Source organism: Enterobacter sp. PTB (assembly GCF_051130085.1).
Taxonomy (GTDB): Bacteria; Pseudomonadota; Gammaproteobacteria; order Enterobacterales; family Enterobacteriaceae; genus Enterobacter; species Enterobacter ludwigii.
Genome location: NZ_JBDKEE010000001.1, coordinates 79666 through 100501 on the forward strand (window position 1 = coordinate 79666; position 20836 = coordinate 100501).

The window sequence follows — 20836 nt, forward strand, 5'->3', positions numbered from 1 at the left end:
ATCACATAAATTATTTTTTCACTATCTAAAATAATTCGCGGAAGTCTTAGTTTTTTAACTCTAACCCTTTTCTGAATCGATTCGGTTGGCCAGATACGATTCACAGTGCGACTGCCTGGCAGGCGTATTAATGATAATAAAAGGAGGTAGCAAGTGACCATTGCTATTGTCATAGGCACACATGGTTGGGCTGCAGAGCAGTTACTCAAAACAGCAGAGATGCTGTTGGGTGAGCAGGAAAACGTCGGCTGGATCGATTTCGTTCCCGGTGAAAACGCTGAAACGCTGATTGAGAAGTACACTGCTCAACTGCAGAAACTGGATACCAGCAAAGGCGTGCTGTTTCTCGTTGATACATGGGGAGGCAGTCCGTTCAATGCTGCCAGCCGCATTGTCGTCGATAAAGAGCATTATGAAGTTGTCGCCGGGGTGAATATCCCCATGTTGGTGGAAACCTTCATGGCACGCGACGACAATCCGAGTTTCGATGAACTGGTCGCTCTGGCAGTTGAAACCGGTCGCGAAGGCGTGAAAGCGCTGAAAGCACAACCGGTTGAGAAGCCTGCTCCAGTGGCCGCGGCGCCAAAAGCTGCAGCCCCGGCGAAGCCCATGGGCCCGAATGATTACATGGTGATCGGCCTCGCCCGTATCGATGACCGTTTAATCCACGGCCAGGTGGCAACGCGCTGGACCAAAGAGACCAACGTTCGACGCATTATTGTCGTCAGCGATGAAGTTGCTGCTGATACCGTACGTAAAACCCTTCTGACACAGGTTGCTCCTCCTGGCGTTACCGCGCACGTGGTGGATGTCGCCAAAATGATCCGCGTTTATAACAACCCGAAATATGCGGGCGAGCGCGTGATGCTGCTGTTCACAAACCCGACAGACGTTGAACGCCTGGTTGAAGGCGGCGTGAAAATTACCTCCGTAAACATTGGTGGTATGGCATTCCGTCAGGGCAAAACGCAGGTCAACAACGCCATTTCAGTCGATGCGAAAGATATCGAGGCATTCAACAAGCTGAATGCACGCGGTATCGAACTGGAAGCCCGTAAGGTTTCCACGGATCAGAAACTGAAAATGATGGATCTGATCGGTAAAGTTGGGAAATAAGCCCGCGCCGGTTTTTCACATAAAGCTTATGTAATAGGAGAAGTACAATGGAGATTACCACTCTTCAGATTGTGCTGGTGTTCATCGTCGCGTGTATTGCGGGTATGGAATCCGTACTTGATGAATTTCAGTTCCACCGCCCTCTGGTGGCCTGTACGTTGATTGGTGCCGTTCTGGGTGATATGAAAACCGGGATCATCATCGGTGGTACCCTGGAAATGATTGCCCTGGGCTGGATGAACATCGGTGCGGCAGTTGCGCCTGATGCCGCGCTGGCGTCCATCATTTCTACGGTTCTGGTTATTGCCGGTCACCAGAGTATCGGTGCAGGTATTGCCCTGGCCATCCCGCTGGCAGCAGCAGGTCAGGTACTGACCATCATCGTGCGTACTATCACCGTGGCCTTCCAGCACGCGGCGGATAAGGCGGCCGAAAATGGCAACCTGACGGCGCTCTCCTGGATCCACGTCTCGTCCCTGTTCCTGCAGGCGATGCGTATCGCGATCCCGGCCGTTATCGTTGCGATCTCCGTCGGTACCAGCGAAGTACAGAGCATGCTGAACGCCATTCCAGAAGTGGTCACCGGCGGTCTGAACATCGCAGGCGGTATGATTGTGGTGGTTGGTTATGCGATGGTTATCAATATGATGCGCGCAGGCTACCTGATGCCGTTCTTCTACCTCGGCTTCGTTACTGCTGCGTTCACCAACTTCAACCTGGTTGCGCTGGGTGTGATTGGTGCAGTGATGGCGATTCTCTACATCCAGCTCAGCCCGAAATATAACCGCGTTGCGGGTGCCCCAGCGCAGGCTGCTGGTAATAACGATCTCGATAACGAACTGGACTAGCAGGTGAGCGAAATGGTTGATATGACAAAAACTACCACTGAGAAAAAACTCACTCCGGGTGATATTCGTGGCGTGTTCATCCGTTCTAACCTGTTTCAGGGTTCATGGAACTTCGAACGTATGCAGGCGCTGGGCTTCTGTTTCTCCATGGTACCGGCTATCAAACGCCTGTATCCGGAAAACAACGAAGCGCGCCGTCAGGCGATTAAGCGTCACCTGGAATTCTTTAACACCCATCCCTATGTGGCGGCTCCGGTTCTGGGCGTGACGTTGGCGATGGAAGAGCAGCGTGCAAACGGCGCAGAGATTGACGATGGTGCCATCAACGGTATCAAAGTCGGTCTGATGGGTCCGCTGGCAGGCGTCGGTGACCCGATCTTCTGGGGTACCGTGCGTCCGGTCTTCGCGGCGCTGGGTGCCGGTATCGCCATGAGCGGAAGCCTGCTTGGGCCACTGCTGTTCTTCATCCTGTTCAATGCGGTGCGTCTGCTGACCCGTTACTACGGTGTGGCTTACGGTTACCGTAAAGGGGTGGACATCGTTAAGGATATGGGCGGCGGCTTCCTGCAGAAACTGACTGAGGGGGCGTCAATCCTCGGCCTGTTTGTCATGGGGGCACTGGTTAACAAGTGGACGCACGTGAACATCCCGCTGGTGGTGTCCACCATCACCGGTCAGGATGGTCAGACCCGTGTTACCACCGTGCAGACGATTCTGGACCAGCTGATGCCGGGTCTGGTACCGCTGCTGCTGACCTTCGCCTGTATGTGGCTGCTGCGTAAGAAAGTTAACCCGCTGTGGATCATTGTTGGCTTCTTCGTCATCGGTATCGCGGGCTACGCTGTCGGTCTGCTGGGCCTGTAAGACATCACGTAATACGCCGGGGGCTTGCCCCCGGTTTTTTTATCTGGAGGATGAATGACTGTCACGGACATCGTACTGGTTTTGTTTATTGTGGCCCTTCTGGCATATGCGATCTATGACGAGTTCATCATGCCCCGCCGCCACGGCGAAACGCTGCTCTCCCTGCCCCTTCTGCGACGCGGCCGCGTGGATGCGTTTATCTTCGCCGGTCTCATCGTCATTCTTATATACAACAACGTGACCGGTCATGGTGCAATATTAACCACATGGTTATTATGTGCGCTGGCATTAATGGCGATTTATCTGTTCTGGATCCGTGTTCCGAAAATCATTTTTAAAAGCCGCGGGTTTTTCTTTGCCAATGTATGGATAGAATATAACCGTATTAAAGAGATGAATTTATCGGAAGACGGTGTACTGGTGATGCAATTAGAGCAACGCCGGCTGCTTATTCGGGTAAAGAATATTGACGATCTGGAAAGAATATACAAACTAATGCTTAAAACTCAGTAAGTTAACTACATAGCCTTGGCTATATTCTGCGTTTATTTTGCGCACCTGATATAGCCAAAGCTATATTCCATTCTGCCATTTCTCTTATATTTATTAACGTTATTTTCACGCATAAATCTAAATGAAAATCGTTATCAACACATTGGCGAAATAATGCCGTTTCATTGTTGTTTTATATTCTCAAAATATGTTAAGGTTGCGCCCGTCGTTGGGGAGTAGCTGATTTCCTGTTCGCAGGAAATGTACGTGTCAACATACTCGTTGAAAAACGTGGCACGTACGGACCGTTTGCCGCACAGATTTGTGCAGGGCGGTCAGGCGAGACCATAGATACATCAACTGCTGTTTACTGGGGGCAGTGATGTGTCATATGGATATCTCCCGGTCTGGACGCTTTAATGAATATCTCCGCAACCCTTCTTCTTGCTTTCGGTATGTCCATGGACGCTTTTGCCGCTTCCATCGGTAAAGGTGCCTCGCTGCACAAACCCAAATTCTCTGAAGCGCTACGCACAGGCCTTATCTTTGGTGCTATCGAAACGCTGACACCGCTCATCGGCTGGGGTCTTGGTATGCTGGCAAGCCAGTTCATACTGGAGTGGAACCACTGGATCGCTTTCGTGCTGCTCGTATTTCTGGGGGGGCGAATGGTGATTGAAGGTTTTCGCGGCAATGGCGATGAGGAAGACGAGCCGCAGCACCGCCACGGTTTCTGGCTGCTGGTGACCACTGCCATCGCCACCAGTCTCGACGCCATGGCCGTCGGTGTAGGCCTGGCATTCCTGCAGGTCAATATTATTGCGACCGCGCTGGCCATTGGTTGTGCCACGCTGATTATGTCGACGCTGGGAATGATGGTTGGGCGGTTTATTGGCCCTCTGCTGGGCAAACGCGCCGAGATCCTGGGCGGTATCGTGCTGATTGGCATTGGTGCCCAGATCCTCTGGGCACACTTCGCCGGTTAATCTTCGCTCTGCCAGCAGTGGATACTGAAATCCGTCTGGCAGCGAAACGTTGTTTGCTTCGCTAAGGTTTCCCACACGTCCGGTTTCGCCCGCCATGCAAATGGCGTCATCTGCAACAACGCTACAGCTTCTTCCCCTGCCAGGTTCATCTCGTAGGCCAGCGTCTGCTCCTGCTTCAGCGCAAAGCCCGCCAGTTGCTCAGAATGTGGCGCATGCAGCCGAACATCATCATAGATAAGCCCTTTAAGCTCCATCAGATGTCGGGGACCTGGCGTGACGGTAATGACCCATCCGCCCGGTTTGATAACGCGTGCCAGCTCCTGCGCCTTACAGGGCGCATAGATGCGGATAACCGCATCCATGCTGGCATCGTCAAACGGCAGTCGGTGGCTCGATGCCACGCAGTACGTCACGCCGGAGTAGCGTTTTGCCGCCGCGCGGATAGCCACTTTGGAAACATCCAGACCAAATGTCTGCGCACCCTTCTCTTGTGCAACCTCAGCAAACCGCGCGGTGTAATACCCTTCCCCGCAGCCAATATCCAGCACGCCTGCTGCACTGTCAGTCAGATTATCTTCCAGCAATTGCGCGACGGCCTCTCTGAGTGGCTGATAGTGCCCGGCGTCGAGAAATGCCCGGCGTGCCTGCATCATCTCAGCACTGTCACCCGGATCGCGCGAGCGCTTATGCTGCACCGGCAGAAGATTCACGTAGCCTTCTTTTGCCATATCAAACTGATGTCCCTGCGGACAGGCATAACTTTTTTCTGATCGCGTCAGACGCGCGTGGCAAAGGGGACAACTGAAGGACATGGCAGCTCCGGGGCGTAAATCAAAGGGCGAAGTGTACCGCTATTCGCCCCGGTATAAAACGCCTGGGTTAACGCATGACGATTAGGTGCGAGGAATCAGGCGCCAGACCATCGGGTTTGACGTTCTCAAGACGCAATACGTTACCCATAATCTCGCTGAATACCGGTGCGGAGACGGCGCCGCCATAGTACGCCCCGTTTTGAGGATCGTTAATCACGACCACCAGCGCAAAACGCGGATCGCTGGCAGGCGCGACGCCCGCGGTATAGGCAACGTATTTATCGACATATTTGCCGCTATCATCGATTTTCTTCGCCGTACCGGTTTTCACCGCCACACGGTAATCACGTACCGCAGCCTTAACGCCGCCCCCACCCGGCAGCGCAACGCTCTCCATCATATGCTCGACCTGATGAGCAATCTCTTCCGGCATGACTCTGTGCCCGATAACGGGCGGATCGATACGGGTAATTGAGAGGGGCCGTTCCAGCCCGAAGCCGCCGATGGTGGCATAGACGTGCGCCAGCTGGAGGGGGGTAACCATCAGGCCATAGCCAAAGGCGAAGGTCGCTCTGTCGAGCTGGCTCCAGTATTTACGCTGGGGTAACAGACCGGCGCTCTCGCCGGTTAAGCCAAGCCCGGTGTTTGTACCAAAACCAAAGTTCCGGTAGGTATCAATCAGATGCTGAACAGGCATCGCCAGCGAGAGGCGCGATACGCCGGTGTCGCTCGATTTTTGCAGGATCCCGGTCATCGAGAGTTCAGGGTAGTAACCCACGTCCCGAATACGGTGCCCGTCAAGCATATACGGATGGGTGTCAATGACGCTGTCAGGCTGCACCAGCCCCTGTTGCAATGCCGTCATCAGCACAAGCGGCTTCACGGTTGAACCTGGCTCGAACGTATCGCTGATGGCACGGTTACGAAAATCGTCTATTGTCGCGCCTTGGCGGTTATTGGGGTTGAAATCCGGATAGCTCGCCATCGCGAGGATTTCACCGGTGGGGATATTAATGAGCACTGATGCCCCCGACTCCGCCTTGTTCCAGGCCACTGCGTTATCAAGCGCATCTTCGGTGATGGTTTGCAGGCGCTCATCAATACTGAGCTGAATATTGTGCGCAGGCACCGGCGCGACTTCCGTCAGATTCTCCACCACGCGACCGTAACGGTCTTCCCTGACCTGCCGGACGCCCGGCTTGCCTGTTAGCTGGGTGTTGAAACTTTTCTCCACCCCCTCAATGCCCTGACCGTCAATATTGGTGAAACCAATCAGGTTTGCCGCCACATGCCCGGCAGGATAGAAACGGCGTGATTCATCGCGTAAATTGATACCCGGCAAATTCAGCTTATCGATCCATTTTGCCTGCGCAGGATCCACCTGCCGGGCAAGGTAGATGAATCTCCCCTGTGGATTCGCGTTAATCCGTGATGACAGGGTGTTCAGGGAGAGATGTAACGCATTCGCCAGCGCCTGCCAGCGATCGTCAAAGCCCACGCCCCCTTTTGCCAGCACCGTTTTTGGGTCGGCCCACACGGCCCTGACCGGGACACTGACCGCCAGCGGCCGGCCCTCACGATCCATGATCATTCCGCGGGGAGCATCAATCGGCAGTTCGCGTAGCGATCGCATATCCTCCTGCTTGACCAGGTTGTCAGGTTTAATAATTTGCAGCCAGGCAACGCGGCCCAGCAAAAACGCCAGACTGCAAAAAATGGCTAAACAGAGCAGCGCAAAACGCGCCGGTGTGAAATTGCCGGCGGTCGTTTTCATTTTCTTCTTCACCTGAACCCCAGGACTGTTAAACAACGCCCTGATTTAACGGGAAAAGACGGCCAGAGGGAGGGAAAACAGTGCTACTAACCTCGTAGCTTTGCAACAAGTTACTAACAAGAGCGGGGATGGTAATATTTTGAAAGATAAGGCACATAAAAAAGCCCCGCTATATGCGAGGCTTTATGTCTGAGAGTGAAGTACTACGTGCTTCAGTCAGCAGTGGTTCGATCAGATAGCAGTTACGTTAACTGCAGCTGGGCCTTTCTGGCCGTCCTGAATTTCGAACTCAACGTTCTGGCCTTCAGCCAGAGTTTTGAAGCCGTTACCCTGGATTGCAGAGAAGTGTACGAACACGTCTTTGCTGCCGTCAGCAGGAGTAATGAAACCAAAACCTTTAGACTCGTTGAACCACTTAACTTGACCTTTAATCTTTGCCATTTGCAAAATTCCTTAGAGTGTTTTCTTAGCCCGCAGGCATTACTGAGATAAAACTGAGACATTACTGCATGAGGCACTAATATAAGGTTCGGCAGAGAAGCGGTATTCAACGACAACGTGTTTACTCAGGACTTCTTTACTGAAAATGCCACACATAAACAGAACTGTACCTCGTTTGACCCAAAACGTGTTATCACACACTATGTTTAATATGGCAAGCCATTTTTAAACATGTCTCGATCCGCCGCACAAATTCGAACTGTGCCGGTATGCTTTTGCACAATTATGCGCATGACATATGGACAGCCCTGCTCACTTACACAGACTCGCCGTTGCTTTCACAACCGCTGTTATCTAAGACTTTTTTAACATAGCTCAATCATTCCAGTGCGTCCAGCAACCCGCTAAGAAAAACCCCTACATTGATTGAGTTAGAACAATTTGTGAAAACTTATGCTTAAATCATTGTAACGCCCCTGTATTGTTACAGTGGAAATACAATGTTAATCCTTCACGCTAAACTGTATTAAAAAGCACCAGCTAATAAAGAATGTTATGCACCAAAATAATGAAATTTTTATGACTCTGCATCAAAACAAGGCAAGCAAAACGTTTCGATAAAAATAAAACATTCTTTAGACCTTAGACATACAGAATATATGCAACAATCCAGCGCTTCGTTTATAAGGATAAATATTCACCAATTTTCAGTATCCTGAAGGAATTATTAACCGGTGCTAAATTATCGAGGACTGCAGTTAACTCTCGCACGGGGTCATCAAGCGATTCATCAGCCAGTTCAAACACGCCCCAGTGAATGGGAAACGCCAGTGGGCATCCCAACTGTTGCCACAACGCAACGGCAGATTGCGGATCCATATGATGTACGGCCATGAACCACCGTGGTGCATAAGCGCCAACGGGCAACGCCGCGGCGTCAATTTTACCCAGCCTTTCCGGTATTCGCAGCAGTTCAGGTGAATAGCCCGTGTCGCCGCTAAACCAGAAACGATGATGCCGCCCTTCAAACACCCAGCCACACCACAGGGAACGATTGCGGTTCCAGAGCGTGCGCATACTCCAGTGCTGCGCCGGTACGGCGGACAGCGTTATCCCCTGCCAGGTGAAACTCTGCCACCAGTCGAGCTCAACAATGCGTCTTGCCCCCCGGCGGCGAAACCAGACTGCCAGACCTAGGGGAACAAACAGAGTGACGTCGGGGAAGCGTTTAAGGATCCGGCGAATGGTCGCGTCATCCAGATGATCGTAATGATTATGGGAAATAACCACTGCATCGAGCTGCTGGAGCTGTTCGACAGACAGAGCGGGAGGCGTTCTACGTTGTGGTCCGAGGAAAGGTAAGGGAGAGGCGCGACGAGAAAAAACAGGGTCGGTCAGCAGAGTGTTGCCATCAATGTGCAACAACAGGCTTGCGTGTCCGAGCCACCATACCCCATTTTCCTGCGGCTGCTTAAGCGTTGCCGGCTGCCACCACTGGCGGATAAAGTCCTCATATCCGTTTGCCGGGGGGCGGGGTAAGCCAGCTTCTTTGCGCGCTTTTCGCCAGCGATCAACGTCACCGGGCTGATGCCCGACGGGGTCAGTATTACGAAAACCGTTCGGCGTGTGATGTTTCAGGGAGGGGTCATACCAGGGATTTTTCCAGACCACAGCCACCTCCCGGATAAGACAAATTAACGCTCAGCCACCAGGCGGATAAAGTCATCCTGCTCAGTGTTGTCTTCAGCAACCGCGTCTTTCGCCGACGCTTTCTCTTCTGGTTCGTTAGCCTCGCACAGACGACGTAACAGCGCATTCTGACGTTTTTGTTGGTCAAGCAGCGCTTCCAGCAGTTCGATCTGCTCGTTTGTACGGGAACTGGCACGGTTTACGAAAAACCAAATGACAAGCCCCACCAGCAGAACAACCAACGAGATCATCAGGGATGCCATATTTAGCAGCCCTGAATTCAGTAACTCACCCATTTCACCACCTCAATAAAAACGTCTATCTTACCACTGGTGCGAAGGAAGGAAATCACCTTGAGAAAAAATGCGTGTTACCACGGAATAAACTTATTGATTGCGCAAACGCCGCTAAAAAACTGTACATCCTGATCGCACATCACATTGATAGTCTGCGTCCACAACACCACACAGGCTACCAGCACAATAATCAGAATCACCCAGCGTATTTTTTTCACTCCACACTCCGTCTAAAGGCCCGATATAACCAGGTTATCACGGCTATCTTAAACAAGGACTAACTGTACCGCCATCTGGTCGTTTTCAGAATCATGCACTTGTTTCATAGAGTAAACCGTTTAGGCTTACTGCATGACAACAAAGATAAAGAGGCAATGATGCATTTAATCATTCGTACAATTATTGCACTGGCCGTAGTATGGGTTGGCCTTCTGTTAACCGGCTATGGCGTGCTTGTGGGAAGCACCGAAAACGCCGCTGGATTAGGTATTCAATGCAAATACATGACCGCGCAGGGCATGAGCACGGCACAATATATTCATTCAGACAGCGGGATCATTGGTTTAACCAACTGCCCGGTTCTGCGTAAAACATCCGTCGTCATTGATAACGGCTAATCACCCCGATTGATACTGACAAAAAACGCCGCACTGTGTGCGGCGTTTTTTGTGCCCGTAAGGATCAGAACGGGTAGTCGTTATAGCCCATTTGTTCAGAAATCTTGCGTGCGGCTGTATGGAGAATCGCCACATACTCATGCAGACGTTCTTCAGAAAAGCGCAGGGTCGGGAAAGAGATACTCAGCCCGGCAATGACAACGCCAAAGCGGTCAAATACCGGCACACCGATACAGCGCAGCCCTTCTTCCTGCTCTTCGTTATCTTCGCCATACCCCTGCTCACGTACTTTGTCGAGCACGGCCAATAATTCGTCAGTGCTGGTAATAGTGCGTTCAGTACTGCGCTTATACTCCACGCCTTCGAGGATCTGCTTCACTTCTTCGCGATCGCGCCACGCCAGCAGCACTTTGCCAATCGCGGTACTGTAAAGCGGATTACGACGACCGATGCGTGAATACATGCGCAGGTTGTACATGGAGTCGATTTTATGGATGTAGACAATGCTGTCTTCATCCAGTGCCCCCAGGTGGATAGTCTCTTTGGTCAGGCGAGAGATCTCACGCATCTGGATATCTGCGCTGCGGATCAAATCCACGTTTTGCAGCGCACGGGCCCCGAGCTCGAACAGTTTCAGCGTCAGAGAATACTTTTCAGACTCGCCTTCCTGTGCGACGTAACCCAGTGACTTCATGGTTTGCAAAAAGCGATAAACGGTGCTTTTCGACATCATCACACGCTGCGACAACTCTGTAATACCAATTTCACGCTCTTCTCCGAGCGCCTGTAAGATGCCAAACACCTTCAGCACGGAAGAAACAGAATCTGGCTGTTTATCCAAATCTGCAATTGCCATTTACCACCTCATAGAGAGTGTTTTATAAAAATCAGAACCGGTTTTTATTATAAATTCCCGTCATGTTACCTGCAATCGATCCTCGTTTACTTCGTTACAAATCTGCGACATAAAACTGAAATAACGATGCTAAAATAGTTACCCTGAGAATAATTTCACACTGAGCTTTTCATCCCTAATGGAAAAAAACTTGTCCGATGGCCTGCCTTTGCCCCAGCGGTATGGCGCTATCGCCACGATTGTTATCGGTATTTCAATGGCCGTCCTTGACGGTGCAATCGCTAACGTTGCCCTGCCAACCATTGCCAGCGACCTGCATGCCTCCCCTGCCAGTTCTATATGGATAGTCAATGCCTACCAGATAGCGATCGTGGTTTCACTGCTCTCGTTCTCTTTCCTGGGCGATATGTTCGGTTACCGACGGGTGTATCAATGCGGCCTGCTGGTATTCACCTTTACTTCCCTTTTCTGTGCCCTTTCTGATTCGCTGCATACTCTGACGCTTGCGCGCATAGCGCAGGGTTTTGGGGGGGCGGCACTGATGAGCGTCAACACGGCGTTGATCCGCTTAATCTATCCGCAGCGTCATCTGGGACGCGGTATGGGGATAAACTCGTTTATTGTCGCCGTCTCGTCTGCGGCCGGGCCAACCCTTGCGGCGGCCATACTCTCTGTCGCGTCCTGGCAGTGGTTATTCGCCATTAACGTACCGCTGGGTATTGTGGCCCTCTTCTTTGCTCTGCGCTATCTTCCCGCGAACGGTCCCAAAAGCACGATGCCGCGCTTTGACCTCATCAGCGCAGTGATGAATGCCCTGACCTTTGGCCTGCTGATTACTGCCCTGAGCGGCTTTGCACAAGGTCAGTCCCTTTTACTTACCGCCGCGGAGCTCATTGCGTTGCTGGTGATTGGCTTCTTCTTTGTACGCCGCCAGCTCGCGCTCCCTGTCCCTTTATTGCCTGTCGACCTGCTGCGTATTCCTCTTTTTTCTCTCTCGATTTGTACTTCTGTTTGCTCATTCTGCGCTCAGATGCTGGCCCTGGTCTCTCTGCCCTTCTTCCTGCAAAGTGTGGTGGGACGTACTGAAGTCGAGACCGGACTGCTGTTAACGCCGTGGCCACTGGCGACGATGGTAATGGCGCCGCTGGCAGGGTATTTGATTGAGCGCGTCCACGCCGGATTGCTTGGCGCGCTGGGGCTTGCCGTCATGGCCACGGGGTTGTTCGCACTCGCACTACTCCCCTCATCACCCACCGATCTGGATATCATCTGGCGCATGATCCTGTGCGGTGCAGGGTTCGGTCTGTTCCAGTCGCCTAACAACCACACCATCATCACCTCAGCGCCGCGCCATCGCAGCGGTGGTGCCAGCGGTATGTTAGGCACCGCACGTCTGCTGGGACAAAGCACCGGCGCGGCCCTGGTCGCGCTGATGTTTAATCTTGCCGGGCAAAATGGCAACCACGTTGCACTTTTCACCGCAGGCGCCCTTGCCACCCTCGCCGCCATCATCAGCGGGCTGCGCATTACCCAGCCCAGAGTACAGGCATAAAAAAAGCCGGGCGGATATCTCCAGCCCGGCTCATTGCTCTTCTTAGCGTTACTTCAGGTATTCACCACTGCGCAGCGCTTCAATACGTTTATCCAGCGGCGGGTGACTCATAAACAGTTCGCTCAGCGATTTTGATTTACCGTTAATGCAGAATGCCATAATGCTGGTCGCTTCCTGCGGTTCATAGCTGGTTTTCAGACGCTGTAGCGCGGCAATCATCTTCTCACGGCCAACCAGTTTCGCCGAGCCAGCATCCGCGTGGAACTCACGATGACGGGAGAACCACATGGTGATGATGCTGGCCAGAATACCGAATACCAGCTCCAGAACCGTCGCAACCGCGAAGTAGATCAGCGGGTTGCCGTTGCTCTCTTCCCCTTCATCGCGGTTCCCGCCCATAAAGCCTGCGGCGATCTGCGCCAGAATACGGGAGATGAAGATAACAAAGGTGTTCACTACGCCCTGGATCAGGGTCATGGTGACCATGTCGCCGTTAGCGATATGGCTGATTTCGTGAGCGATAACTGCTTCGGCTTCGTCACGGCTCATGTTCTGCAACAACCCGGTGCTGACGGCAACCAGCGACGCATCACGGCGGGCACCTGTAGCAAAGGCGTTAATATCTGGCGCGTGGTAAATGGCCACCTGCGGCATGGCGATACCCGCCTGCTGCGATTGCTGAGCCACGGTATTCATCAGCCACTGTTCCATATCGTTACGCGGTTGCTCAATGACTTCACCACCTACCGATTTCAGTGCCATCCATTTCGACATCAGGAGTGAAACGAATGAGCCACCAAAACCAAACAGCAGCGCCATAATCAACAGACCCTGAACGCTGCTCGACTGAATTCCTGTCAGGCTTAGCACGAGCCCGAAAACCACCATCACCGCAAGGTTGGTGAGCAGGAAGAGCGCGATTCGCATCATAATTTTCTTTTAACCTCAGTTTAACAAAGCGCACTATGCGATTACCCACATCGTATGGGTATTACGGCTATTTTCAAGCATCCATCGGGCGTAAGTCACCAGAAAGACACAACTTTACACAATTGGAAATTTGCCTGACGGGAGAATGCGGAACAAAAAGAAACAGGCACAATTTCTTGTGCCTGTTGGGGAATTATTTTGCCGGTGCGGGTTGCACGGCGGGCTTCGCCTTTTCCTGATTCGCCAGGTCAAGAGCGATATGCACCGTCTCGTCGAGGTAAGGATCCGGCTCCTGGTAATCTTTTGGCAGATCGTCCAGTTTCTTAAGCAGAGGCTTACCTTCACGCTTGAAGCGATCGTTGATACGCGCCAGACGCGTTGCATCATCTTCGTTGTTCTCTTTCTCACGCTGAGCGTAGTTGAGAGAAACAATATTCCGCTTATCTTTCAGGGCATTGAAACGAGCAATATCCTTCATGATGTACTGGAATTCCGGATCTTTGGCGATGCGATCGTTGTGCGCTTTCAGCAGTTCAGGACCAAACTGCGTCATATCACCCGCTTTCACGTAGGTCGCGGCGTTAATGCTATCCCACGGCAATGCGTTATCTTCAAACTTCTCGCCGGTTTCAGTCTCTTCCGTGCCTGTCGGCATCATGATATCCGGCGTCACGCCTTTACGCTGCGTACTGCCGCCGTTCACACGATAGAATTTCTGAATGGTGTACTGAACCGAACCCAGTGCAGGCCATTCCGGACGCAGCATCTGATCGTAGATACGATTCAGAGAACGATACTGCTGTACGGTACCTTTACCAAATGTCGGCTCACCGACAATCAGCGCACGGCCATAGTCCTGCATAGCGGCGGCAAAGATTTCAGACGCGGAAGCACTGAAGCGATCGACTAAGACCACCAGCGGGCCTTTGTAATAGACCACACCATCGTTGTCGGCATCTTCACGTACTTTACCGTTGTTATCGCGCACCTGAACCACCGGACCAGACGGGATAAACAGCCCGGACAGTGAAACCGCTTCGGTCAGCGCCCCACCACCGTTGCTGCGCAAGTCGATGATGACGCTGCTCACGTTCTGCTTTTCAAGCTTCTGCAGCTGGACTTTTACATCATCAGTCAGCCCGACGTAGAAGCCCGGGATATCCAGAACACCCACCTTCTCTTTACCCACGGTCTTCACCGACATTTTCACCGCGCGGTCTTCCAGGCGGATACGCTCACGCGTCAGGGTAACGATACGGGTTTTGGTGCCTTTACCGGCTGGCAGAATTTCAAGGCGAACTTTGCTGCCTTTCGGACCTTTGATCAGCGCAACCACATCATCCAGACGCCAGCCGATCACATCGACCATGTTCTGTCCGGTTTGACCCACACCAACAATGCGGTCGCCTACGCTTATCGCTTTGCTTTTCGACGCCGGGCCACCGGCGACCATTGAGTTGATCACGGTGTAATCATCGTCCATCTGCAGCACCGCACCGATACCTTCCAGAGACAGGCTCATTTCGGTATTAAACTGTTCGGTATTGCGAGGCGAGAGATAATTGGTATGCGGATCGATTTCGTGAGCGAAAGCAGTCATCGCCAGTGAGAAAACATCTTCACTGTTGGTCTGAGCCAGACGACGAATAGCGAATTTGTAACGACGCGTCAGCGTGTCACGGATCTCTTTTTCATCTTTGCCGGTCAGCTTAAGGCTCAGCTCGTCGTATTTTACTTTTCCATCCCACAGCGCATTCAGCTCGGCTTCGTCTTTCGGCCAGGGCGCTTTGCTGCGGTCCAGATTAAAGGTGTCGTTGCCGGTGAAGTCCATCGGACGTTCCAGCACTTTCAGCGCATACTGATAGCGTTCAAAGCGGCGCTTTTGCGACAGGTTATAGAGATCGTAGAACAGATCCAGCTTGCCTGAACGCAACTCGTCACCCACCCCGGATTTACGCTTAGCGAACTGCTCGACATCGCTGGCGAGCAGTACGTTATGGCTGTAATCCAGCAAGTTCAGATAGCGGTCAAAGATTTTGGCCGAAAAGGCCTGATCGAGATCGAACTGACGATAGTGCGAACGGGTGAAGCGTGAGGTCACACGCTCGCTCACCGTCGCGTGCTGCGTCTCTTCCTTGAGGACCGGAATTTGATCAACACGCGTGATATCGTCCACTGCGAAAGCATGGCCTGTTATAGCAAACAGGCCCGCCAACGCGGTGAGCTTAAAAAAAGTGTTCATGCCAGGCTTGGCCTCCGTTTCAGAACAACAAGTGTTCTGCGCGTACAATCATTGACATACCAGAAGTCAGCTGTACACGAACGCCATCTTTGGTGATTTCCAGTACGGTGGCGTCCATTGCGTTGTTACCCGCTTTCACCTTCAGTGCCTGACCCACGCTCAGGGCGTTAATGTCAGAAACCGGCGTATGGCGCGGCTCTTCACGAGGGGCGCGCGGGGCTTTAGCTGCTGGTTTGTCAGCACGCGGTTTGCGATCGTTATTATCGTTACGACGCGGCGCTGGGCGTGGTTTACGCTCACGACGAGGCGCTTCTTCCTGGCCGTTTGCCGCTGCGGCTTCGCGTTTTTTCGCTTGATGTTCTGCACGTTGTGCCTGAACGCGTGCTTTGGCTTCTTCCAGCTGTTTACGTGCGTGCTCAACGTGCTGCTCGTCCAGCTCACCACAAGGGTTGCCGTCAAGATCAACACGCGTCGCGCCCGCTTTGATACCGTACAAGTAACGCCAGCTCGAAGTATAAAGACGTAAGGCGGAACGAAGCTGAGTTTTGCTGAGGTTCATTTCCCCCTCAACGCGTGCCACCAGATCCTGAAAAATACCGACTTTCAGGGGACGAGCTTCACCTTCAGCACTGAAGCACTGTGGGAAACGCTCGGCCAGAAATGCGATAACTTCTTTACTGCTATTCAACTTAGGTTGATTTTCCATGAAATTTCCTGATTACAACGGACGTTGCCAACAAGCGCAGGCATGAACAGGCGTCATTATAATGACGCTATCAGTAAATGCTACGTTATCCGTTGATTATCCTGCTACGCTCGCAAAGAATTTTTGATAATCGGTTGCGGCGAGAACGTTTTCGAGGTTCGCCACCAGCTCGCGCAGCCCTTGTTCGTCCTCGGTTGTGAAGCGACTGAAGACCGTGCTGTCGATATCCAGAACGCCAATAATCTGATTTTTTACCACCAGAGGCAGAACGATTTCAGAATTGCTAGCTGCGTCACAGGCAATGTGTCCGTCAAACGCATGGACGTCTTCGACGCGCTGTACCTGTTTAGTCGCGACCGCTGTACCACAAACGCCGCGTCCTACGGGAATACGCACGCAGGCAATTTTACCCTGGAACGGGCCTAGCACCAGCGTTTCACCTTCCAGAAGGTAAAAACCGGCCCAGTTAACGTCTGATAGCCGTTCAAACAGCAATGCGCTAGTATTTGCCAGAGTGGCTAAGAAGCTGGTCTCACCCGCCATCAATGCCTTAAAATCGCGGTTAAGATCCGCGTAGAATTCTGTTTTGTTCATTATTCAATCACTTAGTTGTCTTACAAAATTACCGCATAGCCTATTAAAATAAGCATTAAATGCGCTCATGCTCAAGATGAATCCGTTCATGAGTTAATATAACGTTCAACAATACTTATTTGTGCGCAGCTGATGGCCTTAAAAACAACCAAAATTACGCCGACAAAAAAGATAACTGTCCATACGGTAAGCGAAGCTTTGCCTCGTGCACATTATCAGCGTTGCCCGCAGTGCGATACGCTTTTTATGTTGCCGAAGATGAAATCGCATGAAAGTGCTTTTTGCCCCCGCTGCGACGCTAAAATTCGCGACGGCCGCGACTGGTCGCTGACCCGTCTCGCCGCGATGGCCATCACCATGCTGCTTCTTATGCCGTTTGCCTGGGGCGAACCGCTGCTGAAGCTGTACCTGCTTGGTGTGCGTATTGATGCCAACGTACTGCAGGGGATCTGGCAGATGACGCGCCAGGGTGACCCGCTCACCGCCGCCATGGTGCTGTTCTGTACGGTCGGCGCGCCGCTGGTGCTGGTCGCTGCCATTGCCTATCTTTGGTTTGGTAACATTCTGGGGATGAATCTCCGCCCCGTGTTGCTGATGCTGGACAAACTGAAAGAGTGGGTCATGCTGGATATCTACCTGGTGGGCGTCGGCGTGGCGTCCATAAAAGTGCAGGACTATGCATTCTTGCAGCCCGGGGTCGGACTCTTTGCATTTATTTGCCTCGTCTTGCTCAGCATCCTCACACTCATTCATCTGAACGTCGAACAGCTCTGGGAGCGCTTTTACCCTCAGCGCCCGGCCACGCGACCGGATGAAAGTCTCCGGGTCTGTCTGGGGTGTCACTATACTGGCTTGCCCGACCCACGTGGCCGTTGCCCGCGGTGTCATATTCCCCTGAGACTGCGGCGCAACAACAGTCTGCAAAAATGCTGGGCCGCGCTGATTGCCTCACTGGTCTTTTTGATCCCGGCCAATATGCTGCCGATTTCCATCATTTACGTGAATGGTGGGCGCCAGGAGGATACCATCCTCTCCGGGATCATCTCCCTCGCCCACAGCAACGTGGGGGTGGCGGCAATTGTGTTTATCGCCAGTATTCTGGTGCCGTTTACCAAAGTGGTGGTGATGTTTACCCTGCTCCTGAGTATTCACTTCAAATGTGAGCAAGGTTTACGTACCCGAATTCTGCTTTTGCGATTCGTCACCTGGATTGGCCGCTGGTCGATGTTGGATCTGTTCGTGATTTCGTTGATGATGTCGCTGATCAATCGCGACCAGTTATTGGCTTTTACAATGGGACCCGCAGCTTTTTATTTCGGCTCCGCGGTGATATTGACTATTCTTGCTGTGGAATGGCTGGATAGCCGCTTACTTTGGGATGCACATGAGTCAGGAAACGCCCGCTTCGCCGACTGAAGCGAGAATTAAAACAAAACGCCGCATTTCTCCATTCTGGTTGCTGCCTGTCATCGCCCTGATGATTGCAGGCTGGCTTATCTGGACGAGTTATGAAGATCGCGGAAGCACCATCACCATTGACTTTCAGTCTGCCGACGGCATTGTGGCCGGGCGAACCCCTGTCCGCTTCCAGGGGGTTGAGGTGGGTACCGTTCAGGACATCAGCCTGGGAAAAGGGCTGAATAAAATTCAGGTCCGCGCCAGCATTAAGTCCGATATGCAGGATGCGCTGCGCAGCGAAACGCAGTTCTGGCTGGTAACGCCTAAGGCCTCTCTGGCGGGTGTTTCAGGGCTGGATGCACTGGTTGGCGGTAACTACATCGGCATGATGCCGGGTAAAGGTGAACCGCAGGATCACTTTGTTGCGCTGGATACCCAACCAAAATACCGACTGAACAACGGCGATCTGATGATCCATCTGCAGGCACCGGATTTGGGTTCCCTCAACAGTGGCTCACTGGTTTATTACCGTAAAATTCCGGTAGGTCGCGTTTATGATTACGCCATCAACCCGAATAAACAGGGCGTGACGATTGATGTGTTAATCGATCGCCGCTTCACTAACCTGGTGAAAAAAGGCAGCCGTTTCTGGAACGTCTCCGGCGTGGATGCCGATCTCAGCCTGAGCGGTGCCAAAGTGAAGCTCGAGAGCCTGGCCGCACTGGTCAACGGCGCCGTTGCCTTCGACTCTCCGGAAAACTCCAGCCCGGCCACGGCAGATGACACCTTCGGATTGTATGCTGACCTGGCGCACAGCCAGCGCGGCGTGATCGTCAAACTCGCCCTGCCCGACGCTAAAGGGCTGAAAGCGGGTTCCACACCGCTTATGTATCAGGGATTGCAGGTTGGGCAGCTCACCAAAATGACGCTCAATCCAGGCGGTTCCGTGACCGGTGAGATGACCGTCGACCCGAGCGTGGTTGATCTCCTGCGTGAAAAAACGCGTATCGAGATGCGCAGCCCAAAACTGTCTCTGAACGATACCAGCCTGAGCAATCTTCTGACCGGTAATACGTTTGAACTGATCCCCGGTGAAGGTCAACCCAGCAACAGTTTCGTTGTTGCGCCGGCAGATAAAGCGCTGCTGCAAAAACCGGGCGTCGTAACGGTAAAACTGACCGCGCCTGAAAGTTACGGTATCGAAGCCGGCCAGCCGCTGATTCTGCATGGCGTCCAGGTGGGCCAGGTACTGGAGCGTACGCTCTCTGAAAACGGCGTGAGCTTCTCGGTGGCTATCGATCCGCAATACAGCGACCTCGTGCATGGCGACAGTAAATTTGTGGTGAACAGCCGCGTCGACGTGAAGGTTGGCCTCGACGGCGTTGAGTTCCTCGGTGCCAGCGCCAGCGAATGGGTTAACGGCGGGATCCGCATTTTACCGGGCAATAAAGGCCCGGTGCGCGACAGTTATCCGCTGTATGCCAACCTGGACAAAGCGATTGAAAACAGCATGAGCGATCTCCCAACCACGACACTGACGCTAAGCGCCGAGACGCTTCCTGATGTCCAGGCTGGCTCCGTCGTGCTGTACCGTAAGTTTGAGGTCGGGGAAGTGATTGCCGTACGCCCTCATGCGGACGCGTTTGATATCGAACTGCATATCAAACCGGAGTATCGCAAGTTGCTGACCCCGAATAGCGTGTTCTGGGCCGAAGGTGGTGCGAAAGTGCAGCTTAACGGTAACGGGCTGACCGTGCAGGCCTCCCCGCTTTCACGTGCGCTGCGCGGAGCGATCAGCTTCGATAACCTCAGCGGTGCGGGTGCAAACCTGCGTAAAGGCGATAAGCGTATTCTCTTCCCGTCTGAAACCGCTGCCCGTGCCGTTGGCGGGCAGATTACCCTGCATGCTTTTGATGCAGGGAAGCTGGCGGAAGGGATGCCTATCCGTTATCTGGGTATTGATATCGGGCAGATCCAGAAGCTAACGCTTATCACCGCGCGTAACGAGGTCCAGGCCACCGCCGTGCTCTACCCGGAATATGTTCAAACCTTCGCCCGCTCAGGCTCCCGCTTCTCGGTGGTGACGCCACAGATTTCGGCCGCTGGCGTTGAGCACCTCGACACTATCCTGCAGCCTTATATCAACGTCGAACCCGGTAAAGGGAATGCTCGCCGTGACTTTGAACTGCAGGAAGCCACGATCACTGACTCTCGCTATCTGGATGGCCTGAGCATTGTGGTGGAAGTGCCGGAAGCAGGCTCGCTGAACATCGGCACACCGGTGCTGTTCCGCGGGATTGAGGTGGGTACAGTGACGGGCCTGACGCTCGGTACGCTCTCTGACCGCGTGATGGTGGCATTACGCATCAGCGATCGTTACCAGCACCTGGTGCGTAATAACTCGGTGTTCTGGCTGGCCTCCGGCTATTCACTGGACTTCGGTCTGACGGGCGGGGTGGTGAAAACCGGCACCTTCAACCAGTTTATTCGTGGCGGTATTGCTTTCGCTACACCACCGGGGACGCCGCTGGCGCCGAAAGCGCAACCGGGCAAACACTTCCTGCTGCTCGAAAGCGAGCCGAAAGAGTGGCGTGAATGGGGCACTGCCCTGCCGCGTTAATCT

General features: G+C 53.0%; 21 protein-coding genes and 1 riboswitch. Of the genes, 9 read left to right on the forward strand and 12 right to left on the reverse strand.

What is annotated here, in order from left to right; translation table 11 throughout:
- Positions 1–153: 153 nt before the first annotated feature.
- From manX to mntP, 5 genes are all read left to right on the forward strand, one after another.
- Complete coding sequence (gene manX, locus AAIR21_RS00350) at positions 154–1116, forward strand: PTS mannose transporter subunit IIAB (protein ID WP_014170598.1); 963 nt, start codon at positions 154–156, stop codon at positions 1114–1116.
- 47 nt (positions 1117–1163) lie between these two features.
- Positions 1164–1964: a PTS mannose transporter subunit IIC gene (gene manY, locus AAIR21_RS00355; protein ID WP_014170599.1), complete on the forward strand. Its 801-nt coding sequence runs from the start codon at positions 1164–1166 to the stop codon at positions 1962–1964.
- Positions 1965–1976: 12 nt separating this feature from the next.
- On the forward strand, positions 1977–2828 hold the full coding sequence (locus AAIR21_RS00360) for a PTS mannose transporter subunit IID (protein ID WP_006810994.1): 852 nt from the start codon (positions 1977–1979) through the stop codon (positions 2826–2828).
- Between the two features lie 54 nt (positions 2829–2882).
- The gene (locus tag AAIR21_RS00365; RefSeq protein ID WP_014170600.1) at positions 2883–3341 is read left to right on the forward strand and encodes a DUF986 family protein; all 459 of its coding nucleotides are present in this window, start codon (positions 2883–2885) and stop codon (positions 3339–3341) included.
- Between the two features lie 198 nt (positions 3342–3539).
- Positions 3540–3729: riboswitch (yybP-ykoY riboswitch) on the forward strand.
- 10 nt (positions 3730–3739) lie between these two features.
- Positions 3740–4306 (forward strand): manganese efflux pump MntP, encoded by a 567-nt coding sequence (gene mntP, locus AAIR21_RS00370; RefSeq protein WP_014170601.1) that lies wholly within the window; start codon positions 3740–3742, stop codon positions 4304–4306.
- Here mntP and rlmA read toward each other — a convergent pair.
- The 7 genes from rlmA to mgrB all read right to left on the reverse strand — a co-directional run bounded on the left by rlmA (position 4303) and on the right by mgrB (position 9536).
- A complete protein-coding gene (gene rlmA / locus AAIR21_RS00375; protein ID WP_020883422.1) occupies positions 4303–5118 on the reverse strand; it encodes a 23S rRNA (guanine(745)-N(1))-methyltransferase in 816 nt (271 codons plus the stop codon). The genes mntP and rlmA overlap by 4 nt on opposite strands.
- 67 nt (positions 5119–5185) lie before the next feature.
- Positions 5186–6892: a peptidoglycan glycosyltransferase FtsI gene (ftsI, locus tag AAIR21_RS00380; protein WP_020883421.1), complete on the reverse strand. Its 1707-nt coding sequence runs from the start codon at positions 6890–6892 to the stop codon at positions 5186–5188.
- A gap of 231 nt (positions 6893–7123) precedes the next feature.
- Positions 7124–7333: a transcription antiterminator/RNA stability regulator CspE gene (gene cspE, locus AAIR21_RS00385; protein WP_001062678.1), complete on the reverse strand. Its 210-nt coding sequence runs from the start codon at positions 7331–7333 to the stop codon at positions 7124–7126.
- Between the two features lie 39 nt (positions 7334–7372).
- Entirely contained in the window at positions 7373–7489 is a 117-nt protein-coding gene (locus tag AAIR21_RS00390; RefSeq protein ID WP_032611517.1) for a DUF2627 domain-containing protein, read from the reverse strand.
- A gap of 525 nt (positions 7490–8014) precedes the next feature.
- Positions 8015–9004 (reverse strand): MBL fold metallo-hydrolase, encoded by a 990-nt coding sequence (locus AAIR21_RS00395; RefSeq protein ID WP_020883420.1) that lies wholly within the window; start codon positions 9002–9004, stop codon positions 8015–8017.
- 23 nt (positions 9005–9027) lie between these two features.
- A complete protein-coding gene (locus tag AAIR21_RS00400; RefSeq protein ID WP_020883419.1) occupies positions 9028–9318 on the reverse strand; it encodes a YebO family protein in 291 nt (96 codons plus the stop codon).
- 74 nt (positions 9319–9392) lie between these two features.
- Entirely contained in the window at positions 9393–9536 is a 144-nt protein-coding gene (mgrB, locus tag AAIR21_RS00405; RefSeq protein ID WP_014170606.1) for a PhoP/PhoQ regulator MgrB, read from the reverse strand.
- Positions 9537–9695: 159 nt separating this feature from the next.
- Here mgrB and AAIR21_RS00410 point away from each other — a divergent pair, with 159 nt between their 5' ends.
- Complete coding sequence (locus tag AAIR21_RS00410; RefSeq protein WP_020883418.1) at positions 9696–9935, forward strand: YobH family protein; 240 nt, start codon at positions 9696–9698, stop codon at positions 9933–9935.
- A gap of 64 nt (positions 9936–9999) precedes the next feature.
- On the opposite strand, the gene kdgR is transcribed toward AAIR21_RS00410, so the two are convergent.
- A complete protein-coding gene (kdgR, locus tag AAIR21_RS00415; RefSeq protein WP_014170608.1) occupies positions 10000–10791 on the reverse strand; it encodes a DNA-binding transcriptional regulator KdgR in 792 nt (263 codons plus the stop codon).
- Between the two features lie 178 nt (positions 10792–10969).
- Here kdgR and AAIR21_RS00420 point away from each other — a divergent pair, with 178 nt between their 5' ends.
- Positions 10970–12343, forward strand: coding sequence for an MFS transporter (locus AAIR21_RS00420; protein WP_020883417.1), 1374 nt, complete (start codon positions 10970–10972; stop codon positions 12341–12343).
- A gap of 48 nt (positions 12344–12391) precedes the next feature.
- On the opposite strand, the gene htpX is transcribed toward AAIR21_RS00420, so the two are convergent.
- The 4 genes from htpX to AAIR21_RS00440 all read right to left on the reverse strand — a co-directional run bounded on the left by htpX (position 12392) and on the right by AAIR21_RS00440 (position 16815).
- The gene (htpX, locus tag AAIR21_RS00425) at positions 12392–13273 is read right to left on the reverse strand and encodes a protease HtpX (protein WP_014170610.1); all 882 of its coding nucleotides are present in this window, start codon (positions 13271–13273) and stop codon (positions 12392–12394) included.
- A gap of 193 nt (positions 13274–13466) precedes the next feature.
- Positions 13467–15515 carry a carboxy terminal-processing peptidase gene (gene prc, locus AAIR21_RS00430; RefSeq protein WP_020883416.1) on the reverse strand — a complete coding sequence of 683 codons (2049 nt, stop codon included), beginning with the start codon at positions 15513–15515 and terminating at the stop codon, positions 13467–13469.
- 19 nt (positions 15516–15534) lie between these two features.
- Positions 15535–16221: an RNA chaperone ProQ gene (gene proQ, locus AAIR21_RS00435; protein WP_183516243.1), complete on the reverse strand. Its 687-nt coding sequence runs from the start codon at positions 16219–16221 to the stop codon at positions 15535–15537.
- Between the two features lie 96 nt (positions 16222–16317).
- Positions 16318–16815, reverse strand: coding sequence for a GAF domain-containing protein (locus AAIR21_RS00440; RefSeq protein ID WP_183516242.1), 498 nt, complete (start codon positions 16813–16815; stop codon positions 16318–16320).
- Positions 16816–16947: 132 nt separating this feature from the next.
- Here AAIR21_RS00440 and yebS point away from each other — a divergent pair, with 132 nt between their 5' ends.
- Both yebS and AAIR21_RS00450 read left to right on the forward strand, forming a co-directional pair.
- Entirely contained in the window at positions 16948–18231 is a 1284-nt protein-coding gene (gene yebS / locus AAIR21_RS00445; RefSeq protein WP_020883415.1) for a membrane integrity lipid transport subunit YebS, read from the forward strand.
- The gene (locus tag AAIR21_RS00450) at positions 18200–20833 is read left to right on the forward strand and encodes a PqiB family protein (protein ID WP_020883414.1); all 2634 of its coding nucleotides are present in this window, start codon (positions 18200–18202) and stop codon (positions 20831–20833) included. Before yebS ends, AAIR21_RS00450 begins: the two co-directional genes overlap by 32 nt.
- The last annotated feature ends 3 nt before the right edge of the window (positions 20834–20836 follow it).